Source organism: Streptomyces sp. col6 (assembly GCF_008042035.1).
In the GTDB taxonomy this organism is placed as follows: Bacteria; Actinomycetota; Actinomycetes; order Streptomycetales; family Streptomycetaceae; genus Streptomyces.
In genome coordinates, this window is record NZ_RDBL01000002.1 from 325,948 (window position 1) to 348,843 (window position 22,896).

Consider the following 22,896-nt stretch of genomic DNA (forward strand, 5'->3'; position numbering starts at 1 on the left):
CGCCCCGACCCCGGCCGACCACGAGGCCCCCACTCGGCCCGTGAAGCTGCGCGGCAAGGCCGACGGCAGCCGGGCCGCGACCCTGTCCTGGGGCGGCTCCACGGACGATGTCGGCGTCACCGCGTACGACATCTACCAGGAGGGCTCACGCATCCACAGCGTGCCCGGTACGCAGACCACCGCGCGGCTGACCGGACTGCGCCCCGGCACCGTCTACACCTTCACGGTCCGCGCCCGGGACGCCGCCGACACCTCCTCGCCCGACAGCGACGGCCTCGACATCACCACCGCTTCGGCCCCCGGCGCCCCCGCCTCCACCGCCCCCACCGACCTGCGGATCACCACTGGGGCGGACGGCAAGGAGTACGCCGTCGACCTGGACTGGAAGCAGCCCGAGACGGGCGGCAAGATCCCCGCGTACCAGCTCTACATGAACGGCCGGCTGACGACCACCATCGTCTGGGGAGGCGAGCCGCCCGCCGGCCGGGCGCACTACCGGCTCACCGTCAACGACCCGCGCGGCACCCGCTACACGATGAAGATCCGCGCCAAGCTGCCGGACGGCACGTGGGGCGACTTCTCCGCCGTACGCACGGTGGTGCTCGGGGACTGAGGCATCCGCCGGGAACAGTCCGGGCCCCGGACCGTCCCGAGGGTCAGCCGGGGACCCGGACCGTCTCGATCCACGACGGCGGCTGCGGGGCCTCCGTCCCGATGAGCGCGGCGATGAGCCGGCACGAGGGCGACTCGTCGGGCCAGGGCGTGCAGCCGTCGGTGAGGACCACCACGATGCCGGGCCGCTCCGGGGCGGCCAGCGCCCTCGCGATGCCCACCCGCATGTCGGTGCCGCCGCCCCCGCCGAGCGTGATCTGCTCGGCGGACGTCACGCGCGAGACGGCGTGCACATCGGCGTCGCAGGCCAGTACGGAGACCCGGTTGCCCCGGATGCCCACCTCCCGGAGCACGCCGGTGACCTCGCCCAGCGCGGCGGCCAGCTCCCCTTCGCCCATCGAGCCCGAGGTGTCGACGACGACGGCCACCCGGGGCAGCGGCCTCCGCAGGCTCGGCAGGACGATGCCGCGCAGGGCGGCGCTGCGCCGGGACGGGCGGCGGTAGGTGTAGTCCACCGCCCCGGAGGCCCAGGCCGCCGCCTCCCGTACCGCGCCGGCCAGCGCCTGCCGCCAGTCGACGGTCGGCTCCAGGACCTCGTCGGCCCAACGCCGCCAGCCCTCCGGCAGGTTGCCCCGGGTGCGCCGGTGCGCCCGCATCGCCTCCGCCGTCCGGCGCCGCAGGGCCTCCGCCTCGGTCGCGCTCACCGGCGACGGCCCGTCCGGGCCGGCCAGCTCCCACGGTTCGGGACGGCCGTGCGCGCCCGAACCGCAGTTGTGCGGCGGCGGGCCCGGCGGCAGCGCGGGGAGATACGCCTCGAAGAGCTGCCCGTTCGGGAGGCCGAACAGCGCCGGCTCCATCCGCCCCTCGGGCAGCGCCAGACCGTCGCTGATCAGGTCGTCGTTGATCTCGCAGTCCTGGGCGACGTTGACCCGGTGCGCGTCGCGCTGATCGGCTGCCGGGAGCCGGCCGGCCCTGCCGTGGTGGTCGCGCAGAAGATGCGCGACCTCGTGCACCCACACCCCGGCCAGCTCCGCGACGGGCGTGCGCTCGACGAAGGCGGGCGACACATAGCACCGCCAGTGCCGGTCCACGCCCATGGTCGGCACCCGGTCGCTCTCCACCACCGACAGGGCGTACAACGCCGTGGCGAGATAGGGCCGTTCGCTCGCCGCCCGGTAGCGCGCGGCCAGCAGCTTGGTGTGGTCCAGCCGCGCGGGTACGGGCACGGCTCAGCCGCTCCCCGGCAGCGCGCCGGAGAGCTGGAGCAGTTCCAGGAAGGCGTCGATGCCCTCCGGCACCGGCCAGTCGGTGTCCCGCATCGACGCCAGGTCCACCGCGGCCCGCGCCGCCACATCCGGCACCCCCGCCGCCACGGCCTTCGCCAGCACCGCCCAGCCCGCCTCCCAGCGGGGCCGGGTCGGCTCGGCCTGGACGGCGGCCACCACCGCGATCAGGAAGGCCAGTTGCCGGTCGCCGCGGTCGGGCAGGGCGAAGGCGTCCGGGTCGGCCAGCACCCGGTCGGGGTCGGGCAGGTCGAGGTTCTCCAGATACGAAAGCAGCTCGATGCCCGCCCCGTCCCCCACGGCCCCGGTCAGCGCGGCGGCGACGGCCTCCCGGCCGGTGCCGGTCGCGTACCCGGTGGCGAGCAGCCGCAGCGCCATGTCCCAGGTCCGGGGCGACGGCCAGGCCCTGCCCCGGCTCTCCGCGTCCTCGGGCAGATGGTGGACCAGGCCCGGCCGCGCGGTGAGGAAGCCGGAGACCGCGCCCCGGGCCCGCGCCACCGCACCGGCCGCCCTCGCGGGGTCGACGACCGGGACGGCGGCCTCGGGCCAGGTGCCGGCCATGCCCCGGGCGACGGTGCGCGGGTCGTGCGTCCAGTGCAGGTGCACGAAGCGGTTGGCGAGCGGCGGGCTGAGGTGCCAGCCGTCCGCCGCGCTCGACGGCGGATTGGCGGCCGCGACGATGCGTACGCCGTCCGGCAGCTTCAGGCTGCCCACCCGCCGTTCCAGGACGACGCGGAGCAGGGCGGCCTGCACGGCCGGGGGAGCGGAGGACAACTCGTCGAAGAACAGCAGCCCCTGACCCCGACGGGCCAGCCGGACCGCCCAGTCCGGCGGCGCCATCGGTACCCCGGTCGTGGCCGGGTCGTCACCGACGACGGGCAGACCGGCGAAGTCGGAGGGCTCGTGGACGCTGGCGATCACGGTCTCCAGGTCCAGGCCGAGGCCCGCCGCGAGCTGTTCCAGCCCCGCCGACTTGCCGATGCCCGGCTCGCCCCACAGCAGGACCGGCTGGTTCGCGGTCACCGCGAGGGCCAGCGCCTCCAGCTGGGGGCTGTCGACGGTCTCGGTGCGGGTGGCGCGCAGCCGCTGGTTGAGCGCGTCGGCGGCGTCCAGCGGGTGCGCGGCCGCCTGTGCCGGGGCGCCGGAGGCCATGGTGGTCACGCGTCCTCACCTTCCTCGTCGTCGTTCTCGTCCTCGTCGTCGTCCCACTCGTCCCACCACTCCGCGCCGATGTCCGGGTGGGCCGCGAGCACCCGTTCCGCGAGGAACCTCAGATCGGTCCGCCGGTACTTGCGGATCATCTGCTCCAGCGACAGTTCCGTCTGGTCGGTCACGTCGGTGCGGGCGCCCGCGTCGAGCAGCGCCTGTACGAGGTCCGCCGGGCCCTGGCCCGAGACCGCGACGCTGAGCGGGGTGCGCTGCCGGTGGTCCCGGGCCTCCAGGTCCAGCCCTGCCTTCAGCAGCCGGGGCAGCAGCACGGTGTGGTCGAGCAGGGGCAGGACATGGAGCAGCGTGTGCCGGCCGCCGTCCCGGAGGTGCGGATCGACGCCCGCGTCCAGGAGCGCCACGACGCCTGCGGTGTCCCCGTGCTGGGCGCGCAGGAAGAGGTCGCGGCGCTGGGCGGCGAGCGCCTTGGGGAGGCGGCCGGTGCCGGTGCGGCAGGCGTGCTCCACGGCGAAGCAGCCGGTGACCGCGCCGCCGAACGCGCGCAGGGCGTTCTCGCGCTGCCGCTCCTGCGGGGTGTGCGGCGAGGCGAGTGTCCCGTCCTGGAAGCGCACTTCGTGCCAGTCGCCCCGGCACCGCACCCGCACCGGCGCGGGCGGAGTGGGCTCCGGCGGGCCGAACGGGCCCTCGTGGCCGGGGAAGAGCGCCCCGCCCACCATCGGGTGCAGCTGGGACGGGGTCACGATGCCCTCGGCCAGCAGCTCCAGGTCGGGCAGCCTGCGCCAGACCGCCGCGGGCAGGAACGGCGCGCTCCCGGCCGCCTCGCGGTCGACGATCCTGATCCGCATCCGGCCGCCGGGTCCCGGACGGGTGAAGTCGAGCAGGGCGCGCGCCCGCCAGTCCTGGCCGATCTGGAATTGCTGTGCCGTGCCGAGCGCGGCGAAGCGGCGGACCTCCGCCTCCAGCCGGGCCAGGTCCAGGTTCAGGGCGGACACGATCGATTCGGGGGCGGTCCGGTAGTACGAGGGCATCTCCGGAGGCGTCGGATCCCACTCGATCCCCGCCTCCGCCAGCGCGTCGGCGACCCGGCCCTCCCGGTACACCAGGTGCAGCCACTCGGCACGGCCCACCGGGTCCCCGGCGCCCGGGTCCCGGTCCGGCAGCCGGTCCTCCGGGAGCGGTGAGCCGCCGGTGTCGAGGAACGGCAACCGGTCCAGGCCGCCGGACCGTTCGCGCAGTTCGCCGGCCCGGCTCGCGCGCCACAGGTGCCCGAGGCTCCGCCAGTCGTCGGTGCCGCCGGAAGCGGCCCGGCTGCGCTGCGGGCCGACCCGGAGCAGGACCCGCTGGGGGCCGTCGACCATGGGTACGGTCCGCAGCTGGAGGTACGCGGTGCCGGCGTCCGGGCCCTCCGCCCCGGAGGCGTAGCCCGCGAGGAGCACGGTCCGGTCGGTGGCCAGCGTCGAGCGTCCGGCGAGGATCCGCGGCAGATGCCAGCGCAGCAGGTCCGGCACCAGGTCGCGGAGGTCGTCCAGAACGGCCTCGGCCACCGGGGTGCCGTAGCGGTCGGCGACCTTCGCGAGGTCGATGCGCACATCGAAGCCGGCCGCCGCGCAGGCCCCCTGCCAGTCACCGGCCGCCCGGCGCGCGGCCACGGCCTCGATCATGGTGCGCGGCACCGCGTAGCGGCGGACCTGGCGCCAGCTCGCCGCGTCCTGCGAGCCGAGGAACCATACGGCGTCCCGGGGGCTCATCGGTACAGACTCCTGACCGCCCGCAGATCGGCGTGGGCGCCGCCGTCCGGGCGCAGCAGCGTCGCGAAGGACCGCTTCACCCGGCGCGGCAGCCCCGGGCCGAGCCCCACGTACTCCAGCCGGGAACCGGGCTCGACCGCGGCGAGCAGGGTCTTGGCCCCGCGACCGGTCAGCCCGGTGTGGCTGAGTCCCAGTCGGCGCAGCGGACTGCCCGCCAGCGCCTCGGCCAGCGCGCCCGCGCCGAGGTCGCCGGTGACGTTGGGCGGGGCGCCGAGGCTGCGCTCCGAGGGCGGCCGGCCGAGGTCCAGCGCCTCGATCCCGTCGAGCGCGCCGGCGAGGGCGCGGGCTCCGGCGGGCCCGATCCCGTTGCCGCCGAGACCGAGGCGGACGGGCCGGGCGGGGTCGGCGGCGGCCGCGAGCACGGCGGCGCCCTCGTCGCCGAGGTGGTTGGACGGCAGGTACAGCTCCCGCACCCCGGCGTCCAGGATCAGCCGGGCCAGCAGCGGCGCGTCGGCGGCACCGAGCCCGTTGCCCCCGAGGAACAGCCGCTCGACGGGGCGCGTCCGGGTGGTGAGGACGTCCAGCAGGGCCGTAAGACCGTCGGCCGTGACGCCGGTGTTGACCAGGTCGAGGGTGCGCAGTGCGGTGTTGCGGCGCAGCATCGGGACCAGGGCGCGGACGCCGGCGTCCCCGAGGGGGTTGCGCTTGAGCCAGAGGGCCCGGACGGTGGCGTCGTCCGCCAGGGCGGCGGCGAGCGCGGCGGCCCCGTCGGAGCCGATGCGGTTGCAGCCGAGGTAGAGCGTGTGCAGCCCGTGGTCGCCGCCGACCGCAGCCGCGACGGCCGACGCGCCCTCGTCCCCGAGGGAGTTGGTGCCGAGCAGGACGTGGGTGGCGTGCGCGGACCGGGCGACGGCGGGCATCACCCGGACCGCCCCGGCGGCGCCCAGTCCCTGCTTGCACAGGTCGACCCGGCCGTCGGCCCGCAGCGCGCCCAGCGGGAACGTCTCGTCGGCCCCGACGGGCTCCGCCGCCGCCAGCCGGTCGAGCAGTGGGCCGAGCAGTTCCGGGTCGGCGAGGGGCAGGTCCGGATGTTCAATGGCCGGACAGCGCACCGGCATCGGCTGCGACATCGCTTCTCCCCAGTCCCCCGTCGGGCCGGTTCCCGGCGGGGGAGGGCGACCGTGCGCTCCGCCCGCTCGGGACGAACCGACTCCGTCGACTCTCCTCTACGAAAAGGTGGCAAGACAGGTCGGATTCGAACCGACGTCCTCCAGCTTGCTGCTTGGGCGCGACGACCTCTGCGCTACAGCCTTGCCGTCGATGATCCTAACCATGACACCGGGCAATTCGCACACCTGCGCCATCAGTTGCCGGGGCGCGAGGGGGGTCCCTGTGTCCGAATCTCAAGTGGTCTGTACCTCTTGACGGCTTGGTCCAGACCAATTACCTTCCCGTGTGCTCCATGGCACGACATCCGCACCTCCCCGAGGACCGCCTCACCGGTCCCTGCCGTAAGGGAGAACCATGTTCGAGCACCTGACACTCAGACGGAGGACGGCGACCGCGCTGCTCGCCGTCCTCGGTCTCCTCCTCACCCTGCTCTCGCTGCAGGCCGTCCCCGCGCACGCGGCCGGCAAGCTCACGGCGACCTTCACCTCCGCCGACAACGGCCCCTGGTGGAAGGGCACCTACGTCCTGCACAACGACACGGACACCGCCGTCACCGGCTGGAGCCTGGAGTTCGACCTGCCCGCCGGGGTCGCCATCAGCTCCTCGTACAACGGCACCGTCACCACCCAGGGCAGCCACCTCACGGCGGTCAACGCCCACTACAACGGCACGGTCGCCGCGCACAGCACCACCGAGCCGTACAGCTTCTGGTTCGTCGCCACCGGCCCGATCAAGGCGCCGACCGGCTGCCGGATCAACGGCGACAAGTGCGACGGCTCAGCGGACGCGCCCCCGGGCGTGCCCGGCGGGCTGAAGCAGACCGATGTCACCGCCCGTACCGCGTCGCTGTCCTGGACGGCCGCCACCGCGGGCGACTTCCCCGTGGCCTCGTACGACATCCTCGCGGGCGGCAAGGTCGTCGGCTCCGCCACCGCGGCCACCTCCGCGACGGTCACCGGACTGACCCCGGCGACCACCTACGCCTTCACCGTCCGGGCCAAGGACACCCGGGGCAACGTCTCCGCCGAGAGCGCCCCGCTGACCGTGAAGACCGTCGACCCGGCCACCGACACCTCCGCCCCGACGGCCCCCGGCGCCCTGCGCTCCACCGCCACCGACTCCTCGTCCGTGACGCTCGCCTGGACCGCGTCGACGGACAACCAGCGCGTCGCCGCCTACGACATCTACCGGGGCTCCGCCCTCGCCACCACGGTCTCCGGCACCACGACCACGGCGACCGTCGGCGGCCTCTCGCCCTCCACCTCGTACACCTTCACCGTGAAGGCCCGGGACCCCGCCGGCAACGCCTCGCCCGCGAGCAACGCCCTCACCGTGAAGACCGACGACATCGTCGGCGCCGGCAACTACGCGAAGGTCGGCTACTTCGTCCAGTGGGGCATCTACGGCCGCCAGTACTTCGTCAAGAACCTGGAGACCTCCGGCGCCGCGGCCAAGCTCGACATCGTCAACTACGCCTTCGCCAACATCGACCCCAACAACCTCACCTGCCTCAACGGCGTCACCAAGGGCACGACCGCCGACCCGCAGGACCCCGAGCAGGGCACCGGAGCGGGCGACGCGGACGCCGACTATGCCCGTCCGTTCAGCGCCTCCCAGTCCGTGGACGGTGTCGCGGACGACGGCTGGGGCAAGCTGCGGGGCAACTTCAACCAGCTCAAGAAGCTGAAGAAGCTGCACCCCGACCTGAAGATCGTGGTCTCGCTCGGCGGCTGGACCTACTCCAAGTACTTCTCCGACGTCGCCGCCACCGACGCCGCCCGCAAGAAGTTCGTCTCCTCCTGCATCGACATGTACATCAAGGGCAACCTGCCCGAGTACAACGGCGCGGGCGGTCCGGGCAGCGCGGCCGGCATCTTCGACGGCTTCGACATCGACTGGGAGTGGCCCGGCACCGGCACCGGACACCCCGGCAACCACTACTCGCCCGACGACAGGAACAACCTCACCCTGCTGCTCGCCGAGTTCCGCAAGCAGCTCGACGCGCTGGGCGGCGGCCACCGCCTCCTCACCGCCTTCACCCCCGCCGACCCCCAGAAGATCGACGAGGGCTGGGACCTGTCCAAGGTCTTCGACTCGCTCGACGTCGCCAACGTCCAGGGCTACGACTTCCACGGCTCCGGCAGCGACAACTCCTGGGAGCCGAACCGCACCGGCCACCAGGCCAACCTCTACAACGACACCCAGGACCCGTACGACTTCCACTTCAGCGCGGACAGCGCCATCAAGGCGTACACCGACGCGGGCGTCGAGCCGCGCAAGCTGACCCTCGGCATCCCCTTCTACGGGCGAGGCTGGCAGGGCGTCACCGACGGTGGCGTCGCGGGCGAGTGGCAGCCGGCCGGCGGAGCGGCCCCCGGTCAGTTCGCGGAGGAGGCCGGCACCCGCGGCTACTCCAACCTCATCGGTGCCTATCCGACGATGACGGTCCATCACGACGAACAGTCCATCTCGACGTACGGCTACACCGGAAGCCAGTGGTGGTCCTTCGACGACACCTGGTCCATCGGAAAGAAGACCGACTACGTGAAGGACAAGGGACTGCTCGGCGTCATGGTCTGGGAGATGTCGGGAGACACCACCCAGGGCACGCTGATGGGCGCCCTGGACAACGGACTGAAGTAGCGCCTACCTGCTCATTTCCCTCAAATCGAGACTTACCGCACATAGCGGTAGGCTGGTCGCGGCGGTGCCCCTCGTGGCACCGCCGTGCCTCACCACCGGATCCGGTACGGGGTCCGGCCCCCAGCCATTCGATGCGTGGGAGGAACCATGACCAGTCCCGACCAGGACCCGAACCAGCAGGAAGGCCCCGCGGACGGTGGTGCGGCCGGTACGCCGGGCGTCCACGACGGCGGCGCGGACGGCGGGGCCGAAGGTCCCGCGGACGGCGGTGCCGCGGGCACGCCGGGCGTCCACGACGGCGGCGCGGACGGCGGGGCGGAAGGTCCCGCCGACGGTGGTGCGGCGGGTACGCCCGGCGTGCACGACGGCGGTGCGGACGGTGGCGCCGAGGGTCCGGCGGACGGTGGTGCGGCGGGTACGCCCGGTGTCCATGACGGCGGCGCGGACGGCGGGGCGGAAGGCCCTGCGGACGGCGGCGCGGCAGGCACCCCCGGTGTGCACGACGGCGGCGCCGACGGCGGCGCGGACCGTTCTTGAGTACGTCCCCGGCCGGCATCCAGGACCTCCGGGCCGCGAACGCGCTGCCCGGGGTCCTGGAGTCACGTCTGACGCCCGGCACGAGCCGGGAGGCGTTCGCCCGTGACATCTGGGCCCGCACGGCCCTGCTCACCCGCCGGGCCGGCGACTTCTCCGACCTCTTCTCGGCAGGCGCCGTCGACGAACTCGTCTCGCGGCGCGGACTGCGTACGCCGTTCCTCCGCGTCGCGAAGAACGGGGCCACGCTGCCCGAGGCCTCGTTCACCTCGCCCGCCGGGGCGGGCGCCACCATCGCCGACCAGGCCGACGACACCGCGCTGTGGCGGGAGTTCGCCGACGGCGCCACCCTGGTCCTGCAGGCCCTCCACCGCACCTGGGCCCCCGTGGGCGACTTCACCGCCGCGCTCGCCGCCGAACTCGGCCACCCGGTGCAGGCCAACGCCTACGTCACCCCGCCGCAGAACCGGGGCTTCGACGCCCACTACGACGTCCACGACGTCTTCGTGCTCCAGATCGAGGGCACCAAGCGCTGGATCGTCCACCCGCCCGTGCACCCCGACCCCCTGCGCGACCAGCCCTGGACCGACCACCGGGGGGTCGTCACCGAGGCCGCCCGGGGCGAGCCGTATCTCGACACCGTGCTGGCACCGGGCGACGTCCTCTACCTGCCGCGCGGCTGGCTCCACGCCGCCGAGGCGCAGGGCGAGGTCTCGGTCCACCTGACGCTCGGCGTGCACGCCTGGACCCGGTACGCCCTGGCCGAACAGCTCATGCGTGCCGTGCTGGCGGACCTGCGCGAGGACCCGTGGATGCGCGGCTCCCTGCCGCTCGGCGTGACGGACCCGGCCGCCGAGGCCGCCCCCGTACGCGAACGCCTGCGCGCGGCCCTCGCCGCGGCCGACCCCGTGCCGCACTTCCACCGCACCCGGCGCGCCCAGGCCCGCCCCGCACCGCTCGGCCCGCTGGCCCAGCTCGCCGCCGTGGACGGGCTCGGCCCCGGCACCCCGGTCCGGCTGCGCGACGCGCTGGAGGCCCGCCTCGAAGGCAGGCGCCTGGTGACCCGGGTGGGCTGGCTCGACTTCCCGGACGCCGACCTGCCGGCCCTGGACCGCCTGCTCGCCGGCGAGGTGCGCACCGCCGGCGACCTCGGCCTCGCCTGCGCGGGGAGGCTGCTGCGCGCGGGCGTCCTCGTCCCGGCCGCGCAGTGAGAACGGAACGCTTCTTCTGCGCCGACGCGGCGCGGGCCCGCGGCGACGCGCTCCCGGGCACGGCGCCGTACGGCCTCGTCTGGGTGCTCGTCGAATACCACGCGCCGTGGCCGGCCAACGGCTACGACGGCCTCGCGCTCGACCCCGGCGCCAAGGAGCTCCTCTTCGAGGCGGCCCGCGCGGTCCGCGCCCGCATCCTCCTGATCAGACGCCACGGCCGCCGAGCGGGGGACGCCGGCCCCCGGCGCTGGGCCGTACTGCGGTACGACGCCACCGGCGCCCACCGCCAGCAGTGGGGCACCTGGGAGCGTGACGAGGACCTGGCCAGGATCGCCGACGTACTCGAAGCACCCGGGGAGCCGGGGGAGACGGGCCTCCCACCGGTCGTCCTCGTCTGCACCCACGGCCGGCACGACACCTGCTGCGCCCTGCGCGGGCGTCCGGTGGCCGGCGCGCTGAGCGAGCGGTGGCCGGACCTGGTGTGGGAGTGCACGCATGTGGGCGGCGACCGCTTCGCCGCCAATGTGCTGGTCGCGCCCGACGGCGTCTACTACGGCGGCCTGGACGCCGCTTCGTCCGTCGCCGTCGTCGAACGGCACCTCGCGGGGTGCGTCGACGCCGAGCACCTGCGCGGCTACACCGATCTCTTCCCGGCCCAGCAGGCGGCCCTCGCCGCCGTACTCGCCCGCTACGGCCCGGCCGCCCGCCACGCCTACACGGTCACCGGCACCACCCGCGCGGGCCCCCACTGGCTGATCCGCCTCACCGGCCCCGCCCCGAGCACGACGGCCTACGACGTGGAGGTCACCGCCCACCGCACCCCGCCCCGCCAACTCACCTGCAACGGCCTGGCCACGAGCGCGGCGATGGTTCACGAGGTCACGTCGATCCGGGCGGGCTGAGACGGGGCCCCGTGCGGTGGTGCGGCCGATCGTGGCCGGGCCACCGCTGCTCAGGTGCGGTTCTCCTCGGCGAGCCGCACCAGGACATCCAGGTCCGGGACGTCGAGCGCCGGTATCCGCAGCCAGGCGAACGGGAATCCGTGCGCGCCGCCGTCGACCTCGTACTCCATGCGGAGCATCGCGCCCAGTTCCTCCTCGTCCTCGGAGAAGATGACGAAGCCGTAGTGGCATGAGGTGATGGTGTGCCAGGGGATCCTCGTGCCGTCATGGTGCAGCCCGTCCGCCGTGGCGGTCAGTGGGCCGAAAACCACCTGGCCGCCGGTCGCGAGTGTCGCCTTGGCCCTGGCGAGATGCAGTTCGGTCACCGGAGTGTTGACGCGCTGCATCAGCGACGCGATGGCAGAGGGCGGCGAGGACGACAACCGGCCGGTGCGGAAGGCGGGCTCCGGCGTGGTGACGGGCGGGTCGGCCAGCAGTGAGCCCACGACCGTGCCGTCGGTGAACTCCAGCAGCAGCTCATGCAGCCACTTCGTAATCATCACACCGTCGGCCGCTTCGCCGTCCATGTCGTTGGCGTGCCACAGGTGGGCGACCTCAGACCACTGGTAGGCGCGGCGCTCATCGCCGTCGGTCAGCACTACGCCGTCATCGTGCACGGCGAGCGTCACCGCCCGCCGCCCGCCAGGTCCGTCGATATGCGCGGGCAGCGTGCCGCGTACCGACCCGGCCGAGAAGTCCGGCTCGCCGGTCACCGGCACGCCCTTCTCCGGCGGGGACTTCTTTCGCCACCAACCAGCCATGAGCTCTCCCCCCGGCGCCGGTACTCAACACCGGTGTAGTTCACCGGAGTTGGTCAACTCGGCCTCGGCGATCACACTATCCGGCGGACAGGATTCGGGGCCAGGGCATCACGACAGCCGTGCAGACCGGGGTGATCGTTCCTGGCGGACCGGAACGAGGGGGCGGGCCGTATGGCGGCGAGCGGCGGCGCAGGGCGGACATCGTGCGCTACTGGCGGGCGGTGGAGATGTTCAGCCCGCAGAAGGTGGAGAAGGCCTCGCCGCCGAACGGCATGTACCCCGTGGAGTCCGGGCGCCCGCTGCCGTGGGAGGACGGGCATCCCGTACGGCGGCGGAGTCCCGGCCGGAACATGGTCAGGCAGCACACCGTCTACTGCGGGGTGTACCCGGTCGCGTCCGTCCGGGAAGCCCTGCTCGATGCTGGTCCTTGGCGCGGGCGGGGAGAAAGCAGGCCCATGCGTCCGGGCCGCGTCCACCCCGACGACCGCTCCCGGCGCCGCACGGCACCGGGAGCGGATGGGTATGCGACCGGAGTCAGCGCAGCCGCTCGTACGCCGGCAGCGTCAGGAAGTCCGCGTAGTCCTGGTCCAGGGAGACCTGGAGGAGGAGGTCGTGGGCCTCCTGCCACTGGCCGGCGGCGAAGGTTTCCTCGCCGATCTCCGCGCGGATCGCGGCCAGTTCCTCGGCGGCGACCTTGCGGGCCAGGTCCGCGGTGGCGTGCTCGCCGTTCTCGAAGACCACGTCCGCGTTGATCCACTGCCAGATCTGCGAGCGCGAGATCTCGGCGGTGGCGGCGTCCTCCATCAGGTTGAAGATGGCGACCGCGCCCATGCCGCGCAGCCAGGCCTCGATGTAGCGGATGCCGACGGCGACGGCGTTGCGCAGGCCGTCGTACGTGGGCTTGGCGTGCAGGGTGTCGATGGCGATCAGGTCGCCGGGCGCCACGGAGACGTCCTCGCGCAGGCGCTCCTTCTGGTTCGGCTTCTCGCCGAGGACCGCGTCGAAGGAGGCCATGGCGATCGGGACGAGGTCGGGGTGGGCGACCCAGGAGCCGTCGAAGCCGTCGTTCGCCTCGCGGTCCTTGTCGGCCTTGACCTTCTCGAAGGCGACCTTGTTGACCTCGGCGTCGCGGCGGGACGGGATGAAGGCCGCCATGCCGCCGATGGCGTGGGCGCCGCGCTTGTGGCAGGTGCGGACGAGGAGCTCGGTGTACGCCCGCATGAACGGGGCGGTCATCGTCACGGCGTTGCGGTCCGGCAGGACGAACTTGGCGCCGCCGTCACGGAAGTTCTTGACGATGGAGAAGAGGTAGTCCCAGCGGCCCGCGTTCAGCCCGGAGGCGTGGTCGCGCAGCTCGTAGAGGATCTCCTCCATCTCGTACGCGGCGGTGATCGTCTCGATCAGGACCGTGGCGCGGACGGTGCCCTGCGGGATGCCCAGCTCGTCCTGGGCGAAGACGAAGATGTCGTTCCAGAGGCGGGCCTCCAGGTGCGACTCCGTCTTCGGCAGGTAGAAGTACGGGCCCTTGCCGAGGTCGATCAGGCGCTGGGCGTTGTGGAAGAAGTAGAGGCCGAAGTCGACCAGCGCGCCGGGCACCGGGGTGCCGTCGAGCTGGAGGTGGCGCTCGTCCAGGTGCCAGCCGCGCGGGCGGGTGACGACGGTCGCCAGCTCGTCGGCCGGCTTCAGCGCGTAGGACTTGCCGGACTTCGGGTCGGTGAAGTCGATGGAGTGGTTGTACGCGTCCATCAGGTTGAGCTGGCCGAGGACCACGTTCTCCCAGGTGGGGGCCGAGGCGTCCTCGAAGTCGGCGAGCCAGACCTTCGCGCCCGAGTTCAGGGCGTTGATGGTCATCTTGCGGTCGGTCGGACCGGTGATCTCCACCCGGCGGTCGTTCAGCGCGGCCGGGGCCGGCGCGACCTTCCAGGAGTCGTCCGCACGGATCGCCGCGGTCTCCGGCAGGAAGTCCAGCGTGGAGGTGCGGGCGATCTCGGCACGGCGCTCACCGCGGCGGGCGAGCAGCTCGTCGCGCCGGGGCGTGAACCGGCGGTGCAGCTCGGCCACGAACGCGAGGGCCGCGGGGGTGAGGACCTCGTCCTGCCGGGGCAGGGGCTCGGCATCGACGATGGCCAGCGAGGACGGCGCTGGTGCGGACATGAGCTGTCACTCCTTCAGCGGGCGGTGCGGACGGCGTCACGGCCGCCGGGCCACCCGATTCGGCACGGCGTGCCAGGGCTCCGGGATACGGCTGTGGCCGCCGTCTGAGGTGCAGAGGGCTTCTGATCAGTGGATAGTAGTTTCCTCATGGTGGAAGTTCAATGGTTTGTTGACGTCGAGATTCTTCGGGTCGACACAACCGCCCGCTTGTTGGCGCAGCGTGCCAGGGCCCTCACTCCAGGTGCGAGAGGTCCGCCGGGGTGTCGATGTCGTACGCCTGTGCCACGTCGGCGCACTCGACGAGCCGCAGCTGCGCCCGCTGCTCCCGCAGATAGGCGCGAGCTCCCTGGTCGCCCACCGCACCCGCCGCGATGTCCGCCCACAGGTCCGCCCCGAACAGCACCGGATGGCCGCGTTCCCCCGCGTACGAGGCCGCCACCAGGCTCGTCCGGTCCCGGTACGCCGCGCACACCCGGGCCACCGCCCGCGCGTCGATGCCCGGCTGGTCGACCAGCAGCACGAGCGCCGCGTCCGCCCCCGTGCCCGCGAGCGCGCCGAGCCCCGTCCGCAGCGAGGAGCCCATGCCCTCGGTCCACTCCGGGTTGACGCTCACCGCGCAGCCGGCCAGATCCGCCCGCGCCCGCACCTCGTCGGCCGCCGCGCCGAGCACCACGTGGACCAGGCCGCAGCCGCCCTCGCGCAGGGTGCGCACCGCGTGCTCCACGAGCGGGCGGCCACGGTGTTCCAGCAGGGCCTTCGGGCGTCCGCCGAGCCGCCGGCCGCCGCCCGCGGCGAGCAGCAGCCCGGCGATGTGTGCATGTGTCATACCGCCCTGGATACCCCACCGCGGCCGTCAACGCGCACCGGCTCGTACCCGTACGGCGTGTGTTACGTACGCGGAGTGGCGCCCGGCACCTTTTATGGCGTTAACTTGCCCGCACTCCCGGACACTTGACCACGGTCCGGGAACCGGTCGGAACACTGGCACAAAGGTGTGCGAGGGGGAGCTTTGTTGAAGAGCGTCGGGCAGGAGCGGGTGACCGGCAGCGGTGAGGACCCCAGAGTCGCGGAGCTGCGCACGGCGGTCTCCCGGCTCCGGCGGGCCCTGGCCGGCCACCCCGCGCAGTTCCCCGACCGCGCCATCGCCGAGGACGAGCTGGCGGCGCTGGACGCCATGGCGCTCAGCGGGACGCCCGAGATCCCCCGGTTGCGCCGCTCACTGCTGCTGATCGCGGGGGCGATCGGTTCGGTCAGCGCCCTGGCGTCGGCGCTGCGGGACGTGCGGGTCGCCGTCGACCTCTTCGGCGAGCCGCCGCGCCGCTGACCCCGGCGGGCTCAGCGACGGATCAGCCTGCGGGCCGTCGCCGCCGCCACGGCGGCCGTGCGCGAGTCGACGCCGAGCTTGGCGTAGATGTGGACCAGATGGGACTTCACGGTCGCCTGGCTCAGGAAGAGCCGCTTGCTGATCTCGGCGTTCGACAGGCCCTCGCCGACCAGTTGCAGCACTTCCAGCTCGCGCTTGGTGAGCGCCTGGGCGGGGGTGCGCATCCGGTCCATCAGCCGGTGCGCGACCGCCGGGGCCAGGGCCGAGCGCCCGGCCGCCGCCGTGCGGACCGCCGCGGCCAGCTCCTCGGGCGGCGCGTCCTTCAGCAGATAGCCCGCCGCCCCCGCCTCGACCGCGGCCAGGATGTCCGCGTCGCTGTCGTACGTCGTCAGAATCAGCACCCGGGGCGCGTCCGGCGCCGCCGTGATCGCGGCCGTGGCCTGCGAGCCGTGCATCCCGGCGCCGAACTGGAGGTCCATCAGCACGACGTCCAGCCCGCCCGCGGCCGCACGGGCGACGGCCTCCTCGGCGGTGGCGGCCTCCGCGACCACCCGGAAGTCCGGCTCGGTGTCCAGGACGGCCCGCAGCCCCGCCCGGACCACCGGATGGTCGTCGGCGAGCAGCAGCCGTACGGGCGCGCTCATGCCGCGTCCCGCCCGGTCCGGCCCACCGGGAGCGGCAGCGTCAGCGCGACGGCGGTGCCCTGGCCGGGCGCCGACTCGACGCTCAGGGTGCCGCCGAGCGAGCGGGCCCGGGAGCGCATCGCGGGCAGCCCGAAGCCGCCGGACGCCGTGGAGGCGCGCGCGGGGGCGTCCTGCGCGAAGCCGCGTCCGTCGTCGACCACGTCCAGCGCCACCGAGGTGTCCATGAAGCTCAGCGTGATCTCCGCCCGCCGGGCCCCCGCGTGCCGCACGGTGTTCGCCAGCGCCGACTGGGCGGTCCGCAGCAGCGCCACCTCGTACGGCGTCGGCAGTTCGACCGGTGTGCCGCTGACCGCGAACTGCACGGTGAGCGCGGGCGTGGTGCTACGGGCCGAGAGGCGTTCGAGGGCAGCGGTCAGGGAGCCGTTCTCCAGGTCGGGCGGGGTCAGGGCGCGGACGAAGCGGCGGGCCTCGGCGAGGTTGTCCTGCGCCGCCTCGCGCGCCCGGTGCACATGGGCGGTGGCCGGTGCGTCCTCGGGCAGGGTGCGCTCGGCGGCGCGCAGCAGGAGCTGGATGGAGGACAGGCCCTGGGCGAGGGTGTCGTGGATCTCGCGGGCCAGCCGCTCCCGCTCGGCGAGGGTGCCGGCGGTGCGCTCCGCCTCGGCCAGCTCCGCGCGGGTCGCGACCAGCTCCTCGATGAGCTCGCGGCGCCGCTCGCTCTCCCGGAACAGCGCCTCGTAGCCCAGGACCGTGGCCACGGCGACGGCCGCGCCCAGCAGCGGACCGATGAACGGGCCGGGTGTGACCGCCTGCCCGTGGAGCAGGAAGCTCGCGATGGCGGCCGCCGCCGTCGCCACCACGGCGGGCAGGCTCCAGCGGATCGGCAGCAGGTGCAGCTGGAGGAAGTAGAGAGGGAAGGCCACCCACAGCGCGTCGGGGGACAGGACCAGCAGCACCGCCCACAGCAGACCGAGCAACGCGAGCCATGCGGCGCCCGCCCGGGTCCCCGGCTGCACGGACCCGGCCGCCGCGCCGGCCACGTACACCGCCGCCAGTACACAGGCGAGAGCGGTCACCGCGCCGGGATGCGGGCCGCCGTCCCCGTACGCCTTGGCGGCGGCGAGGGCCAGCAGGCCCAGCATCAGCCCGTGCAGACACAGCCGCAGCGCGGCGGCGACCGGGGGGTGAACGCGCGTTTCCATGATGGATCCAGCGTAGGCGCGGGCCGCCCCGGACCGGTCAATCGAAAGGTTGATGTCGTCACCAGCCCGGGGGCGATGTCTCCCGGCCCGGACGGAACGACGCTGGAGCCATGTTCGTCGCATGGAGAGATCTACGGTTCGCCAAGGGCCGGTTCGCGCTGATGGGCGCGGTGGTCGTGCTGATCACACTGCTCGTGGGCCTGTTGTCCGGCCTGACCGCCGGGCTGGCCCGGGAGAACACCTCGGCCGTCACCGGGCTGAACGCCGACCACCTGGCGTTCGCCGCCCCGCCGGACGGCCGGTCGGTGTCCTTCACCGACTCGTCCGTCGAGGAGTCCGCCTGGCGCGCCTGGGCCGGGCGGCCCGGCGTGGAGGCCGCGCAGCCGCTCGGCATCCGCACCCTGAACGCCACGGCCGGTACGGGGAAGCGCACCGCCGCCGTCTCCGCGTTCGGCGTCGAGCCGGGCGGCAGTCTGGCGCCCGCCGGGGTCGGCCCCGGCGAGGCGGTGCTCTCGCGCGCGGGCGCCGACGAGCTGGGCGTGCGCAAGGGCGAGCGGCTGGGGCTCGGCGACCGGGAGGTCACCGTGGCCGCCGTCGCGGGTGATGCCTCGTACAGCCACACCCCGGTCGTGTGGACCGACCTCGGTGACTGGCAGCGGGCCGGGCACGCGGACGGCGGCGCCACGGTGATCGCGCTGACCACCACGGGCTCCGCCGATCTGGCCGCCGGTGACCGGGCGGCGGGCACCCGCACGCTCACGCTGGACGACTCCCTGACCGCGATCGGCTCCTACCAGGCCGAGAACGGCTCGCTCCAGCTGATGCGCGGCTTCCTCTTCGCCATCTCCGCCCTGGTCATCGGCGCGTTCTTCACCGTCTGGACGATCCAGCGCAGCGGAGACGTCGCCGTCCTCAAGGCGCTGGGCGCCTCCACCCCGTATCTGCTCAGGGACGCGCTCGGACAGGCCGTCGTGATGCTCGTTCTCGGTACGGGGCTGGGCGCCGCCCTCGCCTCCGGCATCGGGGCCCTGGTCGCCGGCGGGGCCGTGCCCTTCGTCCTGGACGCGGCGACGGTCCTCGTCCCGGCCGCCGTGATGACCGCCCTCGGCGCGGCCGGGGCCGCCCTGTCCATCCGGCGGATCACCGCCGTCGACCCGCTCACCGCGCTCGGGAGTGCCCGATGACCCTCACGCTCACCGATGTCACCCTCACCTACCCGGACGGCGACGGGCGCCTCACCGCGCTGGACCGCGTCGCGCTCGACGTGCCCGCCGGCACCCTCACCGCCGTCGTCGGCCCGTCCGGCTCCGGCAAGTCGAGCCTCCTCGCGGTGGCCGCGACGCTGGTCGCCCCGGACGCCGGCGCGGTCGTCGTCGCCGGTACGGACACCACGGGCCTCGGGCGTGCGGAGAAGGCGGCGCTGCGCCGCGAGCGGATCGGGATCGTCTTCCAGCAGCCCAACCTGCTGCCGTCCCTGACCACCGTCGAACAGCTCCAGGTCATGACGCACCTCTCGGGCGGCCGGGCCGGGGCGGCCCGCGCGCGGGCGCTCGACCTGCTCGACGCGGTCGGCCTCGGCGGGCAGGCCGGCCGCAGGCCCCACCAGCTCTCCGGCGGCCAGCGCCAGCGGATCAACATCGCCCGCGCCCTGATGAACGACCCGGCCCTGCTGCTCGTCGACGAGCCGACCAGCGCGCTGGACCACGAGCGCGGGGCGGCCGTCCTGGACCTGCTGGTCTCGCTGACCCGGCAGCGGTCCACCGCGACGGTCCTGGTCACCCACGACCGCACCCACCTGGACCGCGTGGACCGGACGGTCACGATGCTCGACGGCCGGCTCACGGTCCCGGCGCCGACCTGAAACGCGGGCGGGCCCGGACCTCTCGGAGGTCCGGGCCCGCCTTACGGTTTCTCAGCCCGCCGCGCCGCTGCTGGCCAGCGCGTCGGACAGCTCCTTGGCGGCCTGCTGGAGGATCGGCACGATCCGCTCGGTGGCCGCCTCGGTGACCCGGCCGGCCGGGCCGGAGATCGAGATCGCGGCGGAGGTGGGGGAGTTGGGCACCGACACCGCCAGGCACCGGACCCCTATCTCCTGCTCGTTGTCGTCGACGGCGTAGCCCACCCTGCGGACCTGGTCCAGCGCCTCCAGGAAGCCGTCCGGGGTGGTGATGGTCTTCTCGGTGGCGGCGGGCATCCCCGTACGGGCCAGCAGCGCGCGCACCTCGTCCGGCGGGGTGTGCGCCAGCAGCGCCTTGCCGACGCCGGTGGAGTGCGGCAGCACCCGGCGGCCGACCTCGGTGAACATGCGCATCGAGTGCTTGGACGGCACCTGCGCCACGTACACGATCTCGTCGCCGTCGAGCAGCGCCATGTTGGCCGTCTCGCCGGTCTCCTCGACCAGCCGGGCCAGATACGGGCGCGCCCAGGTACCGAGCAGCCGTGCGGCGGACTCGCCGAGGCGGATCAGGCGGGGGCCGAGCGCGTAACGCCGGTTGGGCTGCTGACGTACGTAACCGCACTGGACCAGCGTGCGCATCAGGCGGTGGATCGTCGGCAGGGGCAGTCCGCTGCTCGCGGAGAGCTCGCTCAGACCGACCTCGCCCCCCGCGTCGGCCATCCGCTCCAGCAGGTCGAAGGCGCGCTCAAGGGACTGCACACCGCCGCTGGATCCGGCGGGCTTGGAGTCGGAAGTGCTGGCGTGGGACGGCGGCACGTCAACGGTCCTTTCGAAGCGGAGGAGCAAGGCAGCAGCCTACCGGGCCCTTTCCGATCGGCCCACAGCCGACGGGGGCCGTCCTGGCCGGTCAGCGCCCGTTTGTCCGGGTGTCCGCAGGCCGGGCGGCAGCCCGGCCGCGCCGCACCTGGCCCATTCTACGTTCCGCACTCCGAAATTACCCTTCTACTTTGTGGAAACGTCCAGTGGAGGTGTCGAAGGGCCCGGGGTGCGGGGAAGAGGTCTTGACGGGTCGCGCTCCCGAGTGAAGACTCCTTCAACAGTTCGTTGAAAGTCCGATGTGAGGAGCACAGGTGTCCGGTTCGGACGTGAAGCTGCTACTGCGCTCGACGCGCGTCGTCACCCCCGAGGGGACCCGGCCCGCATCGGTCGCCGTCACCGGCGGGACCATCGAGGCCGTCCTGCCGTACGACACCGAGGCCCCCGCCGGCGCCCGCGTGGAGGACTTCGGCGACGACGTCCTCATGCCCGGCCTCGTCGACACCCACGTCCATGTGAACGACCCCGGCCGCACCGCGTGGGAGGGCTTCTGGACCGCCACCCGCGCCGCCGCGGCGGGCGGCATCACCACGCTGCTCGACATGCCCCTCAACTCGCTGCCGCCCACCACCACGGTTGAGCACCTGCGGGTCAAGCAGGGCGTCGCCGAGCCCAAGGTGCACGTCGACACCGGCTTCTGGGGCGGCGCCGTCCCCACCAACGTCAAGGACCTTCGCCCGCTGTACGAGGCCGGGGTCTTCGGCTTCAAGTGCTTCCTGTCGCCCTCCGGCGTGGAGGAGTTCCCCGAGCTGGACCAGGAGCAGCTGGCCCGGTCCATGGCCGAGATCGCGGGCTTCGGCGGGCTGCTCATCGTGCACGCCGAGGACCCCCACCACCTGGCGTCCGCGCCGCAGCAGGGCGGCCCCGCCTACGCCGACTTCCTCGCGTCCCGGCCGCGCGACGCCGAGAACACCGCCATCGAGGGCCTGATCGCCCACGCCCGGCGGCTCAACGCCCGCGTCCACGTCCTGCATCTGTCCTCCAGCGACGCCCTGCCGCTCATCGCCGCCGCCAAGCGCGAAGGCGTCCGCGTCACCGTCGAGTCCTGCCCGCACTTCCTCACCCTCACCGCCGAGGAGGTCCCCGACGGGGCCACCGAGTTCAAGTGCTGCCCGCCGATCCGGGAGGCCGCCAACCAGGACGCGCTGTGGCAGGGGCTCGCCGACGGCACCATCGACTGCATCGTCTCCGACCACTCGCCCTGCACCACCGACCTCAAGACCCCGGACTTCGCCTCCGCCTGGGGCGGTATCTCCTCGCTCCAGCTCGGCCTGCCCGCCATCTGGACCGAGGCCCGCCGGCGCGGCCACACGCTCGACGACGTCACCCGCTGGATGTCCGCCGCCCCCGCCGCCCTCGCCGGGCTGCACCACAAGGGCGCCATCGAGGCCGGCCGCGACGCCGACTTCGCGGTCCTGGCCCCCGAAGACACCTTCACTGTCGACCCGGCCGAGCTGTTCCACCGCAACCAGGTCACCGCGTACGCCGGCCGCACCCTGCACGGCGTGGTCCGCTCCACCTGGCTGCGCGGGGTACGCATCGCCGCCGACGGCGTCCTCACCGAACCCACCGGCCGCCTCCAGACAAGGGACAACCGAGCATGACGGCGACAGCGCACTTCACCGGCGACGCGAACCCGTACGGGGGCGGCGACCCGTACGCCGACTACCGCGCCGCGGACCTCCCCTTCACCCACCTCGTCGACCTCGCCGACCGGCGGCTCGGCGCGGGCGTGATCGCCGCCAACGACGAGTTCTTCGCCGAGCGCGAGAACCTGCTCAAGCCGGAGCCCGCCCACTTCGACCCGGAGCGCTTCGGGCACAAGGGCAAGATCATGGACGGCTGGGAGACCCGCCGCCGGCGCGGTGCGGGCGCCTCCGAGCCGCACCCGACGGACGAGGACCACGACTGGGCCCTGATCCGGCTCGGCGCCCCCGGCATCGTGCGCGGCCTGGTCGTCGACACCGCCCACTTCCGCGGCAACTACCCGCAGGCCGTCTCCGTCGAGGCCGTCTCGCTGCCCGGTTCGCCGTCCCCCGAGGAACTGCTCGACCCCGGCGTGAAGTGGACGACGCTCGTCCCCCGTACCGCCGTCGGCGGCCACGCGGCCAACGGATTCGCCGTGGACACGGAACGCCGCTTCACGCACCTGCGGCTCAACCAGCACCCGGACGGCGGCATCGCCCGTCTGCGGGTCTACGGCGAGGTCGCCCCCGATCCCGCCTGGCTGACCGCGCTCGGCACGTTCGACGTCGTCGCCCTGGAGAACGGCGGCCGGGTCGAGGACGCCTCCGACCGCTTCTACTCCCCGGCGACCAACACCATCCAGCCCGGCCGCTCCCACAAGATGGACGACGGCTGGGAGACCCGCCGCCGGCGCGACCGGGGCAACGACTGGATCCACTACCACCTCGTCGAAGAGGCGCACATCCGCGCCGTCGAGATCGACACCGCGTACCTCAAGGGGAACGCGGCCGGCTGGGCGCGGCTGACGGCCCGCGACGCGGAGACCGGCGAGTGGACCGAGTTCCTGCCCCGGACCCGGCTCCAGCCCGACACCAACCACCGCTTCGTCCTGCCGGACGCCGTACGCGCCGGCCAGGTCCGGATCGACATCTTCCCGGACGGCGGCATCTCCCGGCTGCGCCTCTTCGGCACGCTCACCGAACGCGGCGCGGCCCGGCTGACCGCCCGCCACACCGAACTCGGCGGCTGACGGAACGGGACCCCGG

The 22,896-nt window shown here is 73.8% G+C and carries 21 protein-coding genes and 1 tRNA gene; 10 read left to right on the top strand and 12 right to left on the bottom strand.

Translation table 11 applies throughout. From position 1 onward, the window contains the following. Positions 1-613, top strand: a 613-nt coding sequence (locus tag EAO73_RS01600) for a fibronectin type III domain-containing protein (RefSeq protein ID WP_147969977.1), incomplete at its 5' end; no start/stop codon positions are given. A 43-nt stretch (positions 614-656) separates the two neighbouring features. Here the strand turns inward: EAO73_RS01600 and EAO73_RS01605 are convergent. From EAO73_RS01605 to EAO73_RS01625, 5 genes are all read right to left on the bottom strand, one after another. Beyond that, positions 657-1,838, bottom strand: coding sequence for a DUF2201 family putative metallopeptidase (locus EAO73_RS01605; protein ID WP_147969642.1), 1,182 nt, complete (start codon positions 1,836-1,838; stop codon positions 657-659). A gap of 3 nt (positions 1,839-1,841) precedes the next feature. Next, positions 1,842-3,047 carry an AAA family ATPase gene (locus EAO73_RS01610; RefSeq protein WP_191133913.1) on the bottom strand — a complete coding sequence of 402 codons (1,206 nt, stop codon included), beginning with the start codon at positions 3,045-3,047 and terminating at the stop codon, positions 1,842-1,844. A 5-nt stretch (positions 3,048-3,052) separates the two neighbouring features. After that, on the bottom strand, positions 3,053-4,810 hold the full coding sequence (locus tag EAO73_RS01615) for an ankyrin repeat domain-containing protein (RefSeq protein ID WP_147969644.1): 1,758 nt from the start codon (positions 4,808-4,810) through the stop codon (positions 3,053-3,055). Next, a complete protein-coding gene (locus EAO73_RS01620) occupies positions 4,807-5,940 on the bottom strand; it encodes a gala protein (protein WP_147969645.1) in 1,134 nt (377 codons plus the stop codon). Before EAO73_RS01620 ends, EAO73_RS01615 begins: the two co-directional genes overlap by 4 nt. Positions 5,941-6,047: 107 nt before the next feature. After that, positions 6,048-6,123: transfer RNA gene (locus EAO73_RS01625), tRNA-Cys, on the bottom strand. A 211-nt stretch (positions 6,124-6,334) separates the two neighbouring features. Here EAO73_RS01625 and EAO73_RS01630 point away from each other — a divergent pair. From EAO73_RS01630 to EAO73_RS01645, 4 genes are all read left to right on the top strand, one after another. Beyond that, positions 6,335-8,623 (top strand): glycosyl hydrolase family 18 protein, encoded by a 2,289-nt coding sequence (locus EAO73_RS01630; RefSeq protein ID WP_147969646.1) that lies wholly within the window; start codon positions 6,335-6,337, stop codon positions 8,621-8,623. A gap of 147 nt (positions 8,624-8,770) precedes the next feature. Beyond that, positions 8,771-9,160, top strand: a complete 390-nt coding sequence (locus EAO73_RS01635) for a BatC protein (RefSeq protein ID WP_132900964.1) — start codon at positions 8,771-8,773, stop codon at positions 9,158-9,160. Further along, a complete protein-coding gene (locus EAO73_RS01640; protein ID WP_147969647.1) occupies positions 9,157-10,368 on the top strand; it encodes a cupin domain-containing protein in 1,212 nt (403 codons plus the stop codon). Before EAO73_RS01635 ends, EAO73_RS01640 begins: the two co-directional genes overlap by 4 nt. Then, positions 10,365-11,270 carry a sucrase ferredoxin gene (locus EAO73_RS01645; protein ID WP_147969648.1) on the top strand — a complete coding sequence of 302 codons (906 nt, stop codon included), beginning with the start codon at positions 10,365-10,367 and terminating at the stop codon, positions 11,268-11,270. Before EAO73_RS01640 ends, EAO73_RS01645 begins: the two co-directional genes overlap by 4 nt. A 50-nt stretch (positions 11,271-11,320) precedes the next feature. Here EAO73_RS01645 and EAO73_RS01650 read toward each other — a convergent pair whose 3' ends face one another. The 4 genes from EAO73_RS01650 to EAO73_RS01660 form a co-directional block, all read right to left on the bottom strand. After that, the gene (locus EAO73_RS01650) at positions 11,321-12,070 is read right to left on the bottom strand and encodes a hypothetical protein (RefSeq protein WP_147969649.1); all 750 of its coding nucleotides are present in this window, start codon (positions 12,068-12,070) and stop codon (positions 11,321-11,323) included. 208 nt (positions 12,071-12,278) lie between these two features. Further along, positions 12,279-12,422, bottom strand: coding sequence for a hypothetical protein (locus EAO73_RS35825; RefSeq protein WP_191133896.1), 144 nt, complete (start codon positions 12,420-12,422; stop codon positions 12,279-12,281). 182 nt (positions 12,423-12,604) lie between these two features. Beyond that, the gene (gene aceB, locus EAO73_RS01655) at positions 12,605-14,224 is read right to left on the bottom strand and encodes a malate synthase A (protein WP_147969650.1); all 1,620 of its coding nucleotides are present in this window, start codon (positions 14,222-14,224) and stop codon (positions 12,605-12,607) included. A gap of 232 nt (positions 14,225-14,456) precedes the next feature. After that, positions 14,457-15,050, bottom strand: a complete 594-nt coding sequence (locus EAO73_RS01660) for an NTP transferase domain-containing protein (protein WP_147969651.1) — start codon at positions 15,048-15,050, stop codon at positions 14,457-14,459. Between the two features lie 183 nt (positions 15,051-15,233). On the opposite strand from EAO73_RS01660, the gene EAO73_RS01665 reads away from it, so the two are divergent. Next, entirely contained in the window at positions 15,234-15,548 is a 315-nt protein-coding gene (locus EAO73_RS01665; RefSeq protein ID WP_147969652.1) for a DUF5955 family protein, read from the top strand. An 11-nt stretch (positions 15,549-15,559) separates the two neighbouring features. On the opposite strand, the gene EAO73_RS01670 is transcribed toward EAO73_RS01665, so the two are convergent. Together EAO73_RS01670 and EAO73_RS01675 are read right to left on the bottom strand one after the other, a co-directional pair. Beyond that, positions 15,560-16,192, bottom strand: a complete 633-nt coding sequence (locus EAO73_RS01670) for a response regulator (protein WP_147969653.1) — start codon at positions 16,190-16,192, stop codon at positions 15,560-15,562. Next, the gene (locus EAO73_RS01675; protein ID WP_147969654.1) at positions 16,189-17,391 is read right to left on the bottom strand and encodes a sensor histidine kinase; all 1,203 of its coding nucleotides are present in this window, start codon (positions 17,389-17,391) and stop codon (positions 16,189-16,191) included. Before EAO73_RS01675 ends, EAO73_RS01670 begins: the two co-directional genes overlap by 4 nt. Positions 17,392-17,501: 110 nt before the next feature. On the opposite strand from EAO73_RS01675, the gene EAO73_RS01680 reads away from it, so the two are divergent. Further along, positions 17,502-18,575: an ABC transporter permease gene (locus tag EAO73_RS01680; RefSeq protein WP_147969655.1), complete on the top strand. Its 1,074-nt coding sequence runs from the start codon at positions 17,502-17,504 to the stop codon at positions 18,573-18,575. Continuing rightward, positions 18,572-19,252 (top strand): ABC transporter ATP-binding protein, encoded by a 681-nt coding sequence (locus EAO73_RS01685; protein WP_147969656.1) that lies wholly within the window; start codon positions 18,572-18,574, stop codon positions 19,250-19,252. The genes EAO73_RS01680 and EAO73_RS01685 overlap by 4 nt, the downstream gene beginning before the upstream one ends. 51 nt (positions 19,253-19,303) lie before the next feature. Here the strand turns inward: EAO73_RS01685 and EAO73_RS01690 are convergent, their stop codons facing one another. Then, entirely contained in the window at positions 19,304-20,104 is an 801-nt protein-coding gene (locus tag EAO73_RS01690) for an IclR family transcriptional regulator (protein WP_147969657.1), read from the bottom strand. Positions 20,105-20,418: 314 nt separating this feature from the next. Here EAO73_RS01690 and allB point away from each other — a divergent pair, with 314 nt between their 5' ends. Further along, positions 20,419-21,768, top strand: coding sequence for an allantoinase AllB (allB, locus tag EAO73_RS01695; RefSeq protein ID WP_147969658.1), 1,350 nt, complete (start codon positions 20,419-20,421; stop codon positions 21,766-21,768). Next, positions 21,765-22,880 (top strand): allantoicase, encoded by a 1,116-nt coding sequence (gene alc / locus EAO73_RS01700; RefSeq protein ID WP_147969659.1) that lies wholly within the window; start codon positions 21,765-21,767, stop codon positions 22,878-22,880. The genes allB and alc overlap by 4 nt, the downstream gene beginning before the upstream one ends. Positions 22,881-22,896 lie beyond the last annotated feature (16 nt).

What these genes read in the sequence shown, in the direction of transcription:
- EAO73_RS35825 (WP_191133896.1), bottom strand. Translation starts at nt 12,422, where the DNA reads ATGTTCCGGCCGGGACTCCGCCGCCGTACGGGATGCCCGTCCTCCCAC.
- aceB (WP_147969650.1), bottom strand. Translation starts at nt 14,224, where the DNA reads ATGTCCGCACCAGCGCCGTCCTCGCTGGCCATCGTCGATGCCGAGCCC.
- EAO73_RS01610 (WP_191133913.1), bottom strand. Translation starts at nt 3,047, where the DNA reads ATGGCCTCCGGCGCCCCGGCACAGGCGGCCGCGCACCCGCTGGACGCC.
- EAO73_RS01630 (WP_147969646.1), top strand. Translation starts at nt 6,335, where the DNA reads ATGTTCGAGCACCTGACACTCAGACGGAGGACGGCGACCGCGCTGCTC.
- EAO73_RS01615 (WP_147969644.1), bottom strand. Translation starts at nt 4,810, where the DNA reads ATGAGCCCCCGGGACGCCGTATGGTTCCTCGGCTCGCAGGACGCGGCG.
- EAO73_RS01680 (WP_147969655.1), top strand. Translation starts at nt 17,502, where the DNA reads ATGTTCGTCGCATGGAGAGATCTACGGTTCGCCAAGGGCCGGTTCGCG.
- EAO73_RS01670 (WP_147969653.1), bottom strand. Translation starts at nt 16,192, where the DNA reads ATGAGCGCGCCCGTACGGCTGCTGCTCGCCGACGACCATCCGGTGGTC.
- EAO73_RS01685 (WP_147969656.1), top strand. Translation starts at nt 18,572, where the DNA reads ATGACCCTCACGCTCACCGATGTCACCCTCACCTACCCGGACGGCGAC.
- EAO73_RS01660 (WP_147969651.1), bottom strand. Translation starts at nt 15,050, where the DNA reads ATGACACATGCACACATCGCCGGGCTGCTGCTCGCCGCGGGCGGCGGC.
- EAO73_RS01650 (WP_147969649.1), bottom strand. Translation starts at nt 12,070, where the DNA reads ATGGCTGGTTGGTGGCGAAAGAAGTCCCCGCCGGAGAAGGGCGTGCCG.
- EAO73_RS01675 (WP_147969654.1), bottom strand. Translation starts at nt 17,391, where the DNA reads ATGGAAACGCGCGTTCACCCCCCGGTCGCCGCCGCGCTGCGGCTGTGT.
- EAO73_RS01620 (WP_147969645.1), bottom strand. Translation starts at nt 5,940, where the DNA reads ATGTCGCAGCCGATGCCGGTGCGCTGTCCGGCCATTGAACATCCGGAC.
- EAO73_RS01635 (WP_132900964.1), top strand. Translation starts at nt 8,771, where the DNA reads ATGACCAGTCCCGACCAGGACCCGAACCAGCAGGAAGGCCCCGCGGAC.
- alc (WP_147969659.1), top strand. Translation starts at nt 21,765, where the DNA reads ATGACGGCGACAGCGCACTTCACCGGCGACGCGAACCCGTACGGGGGC.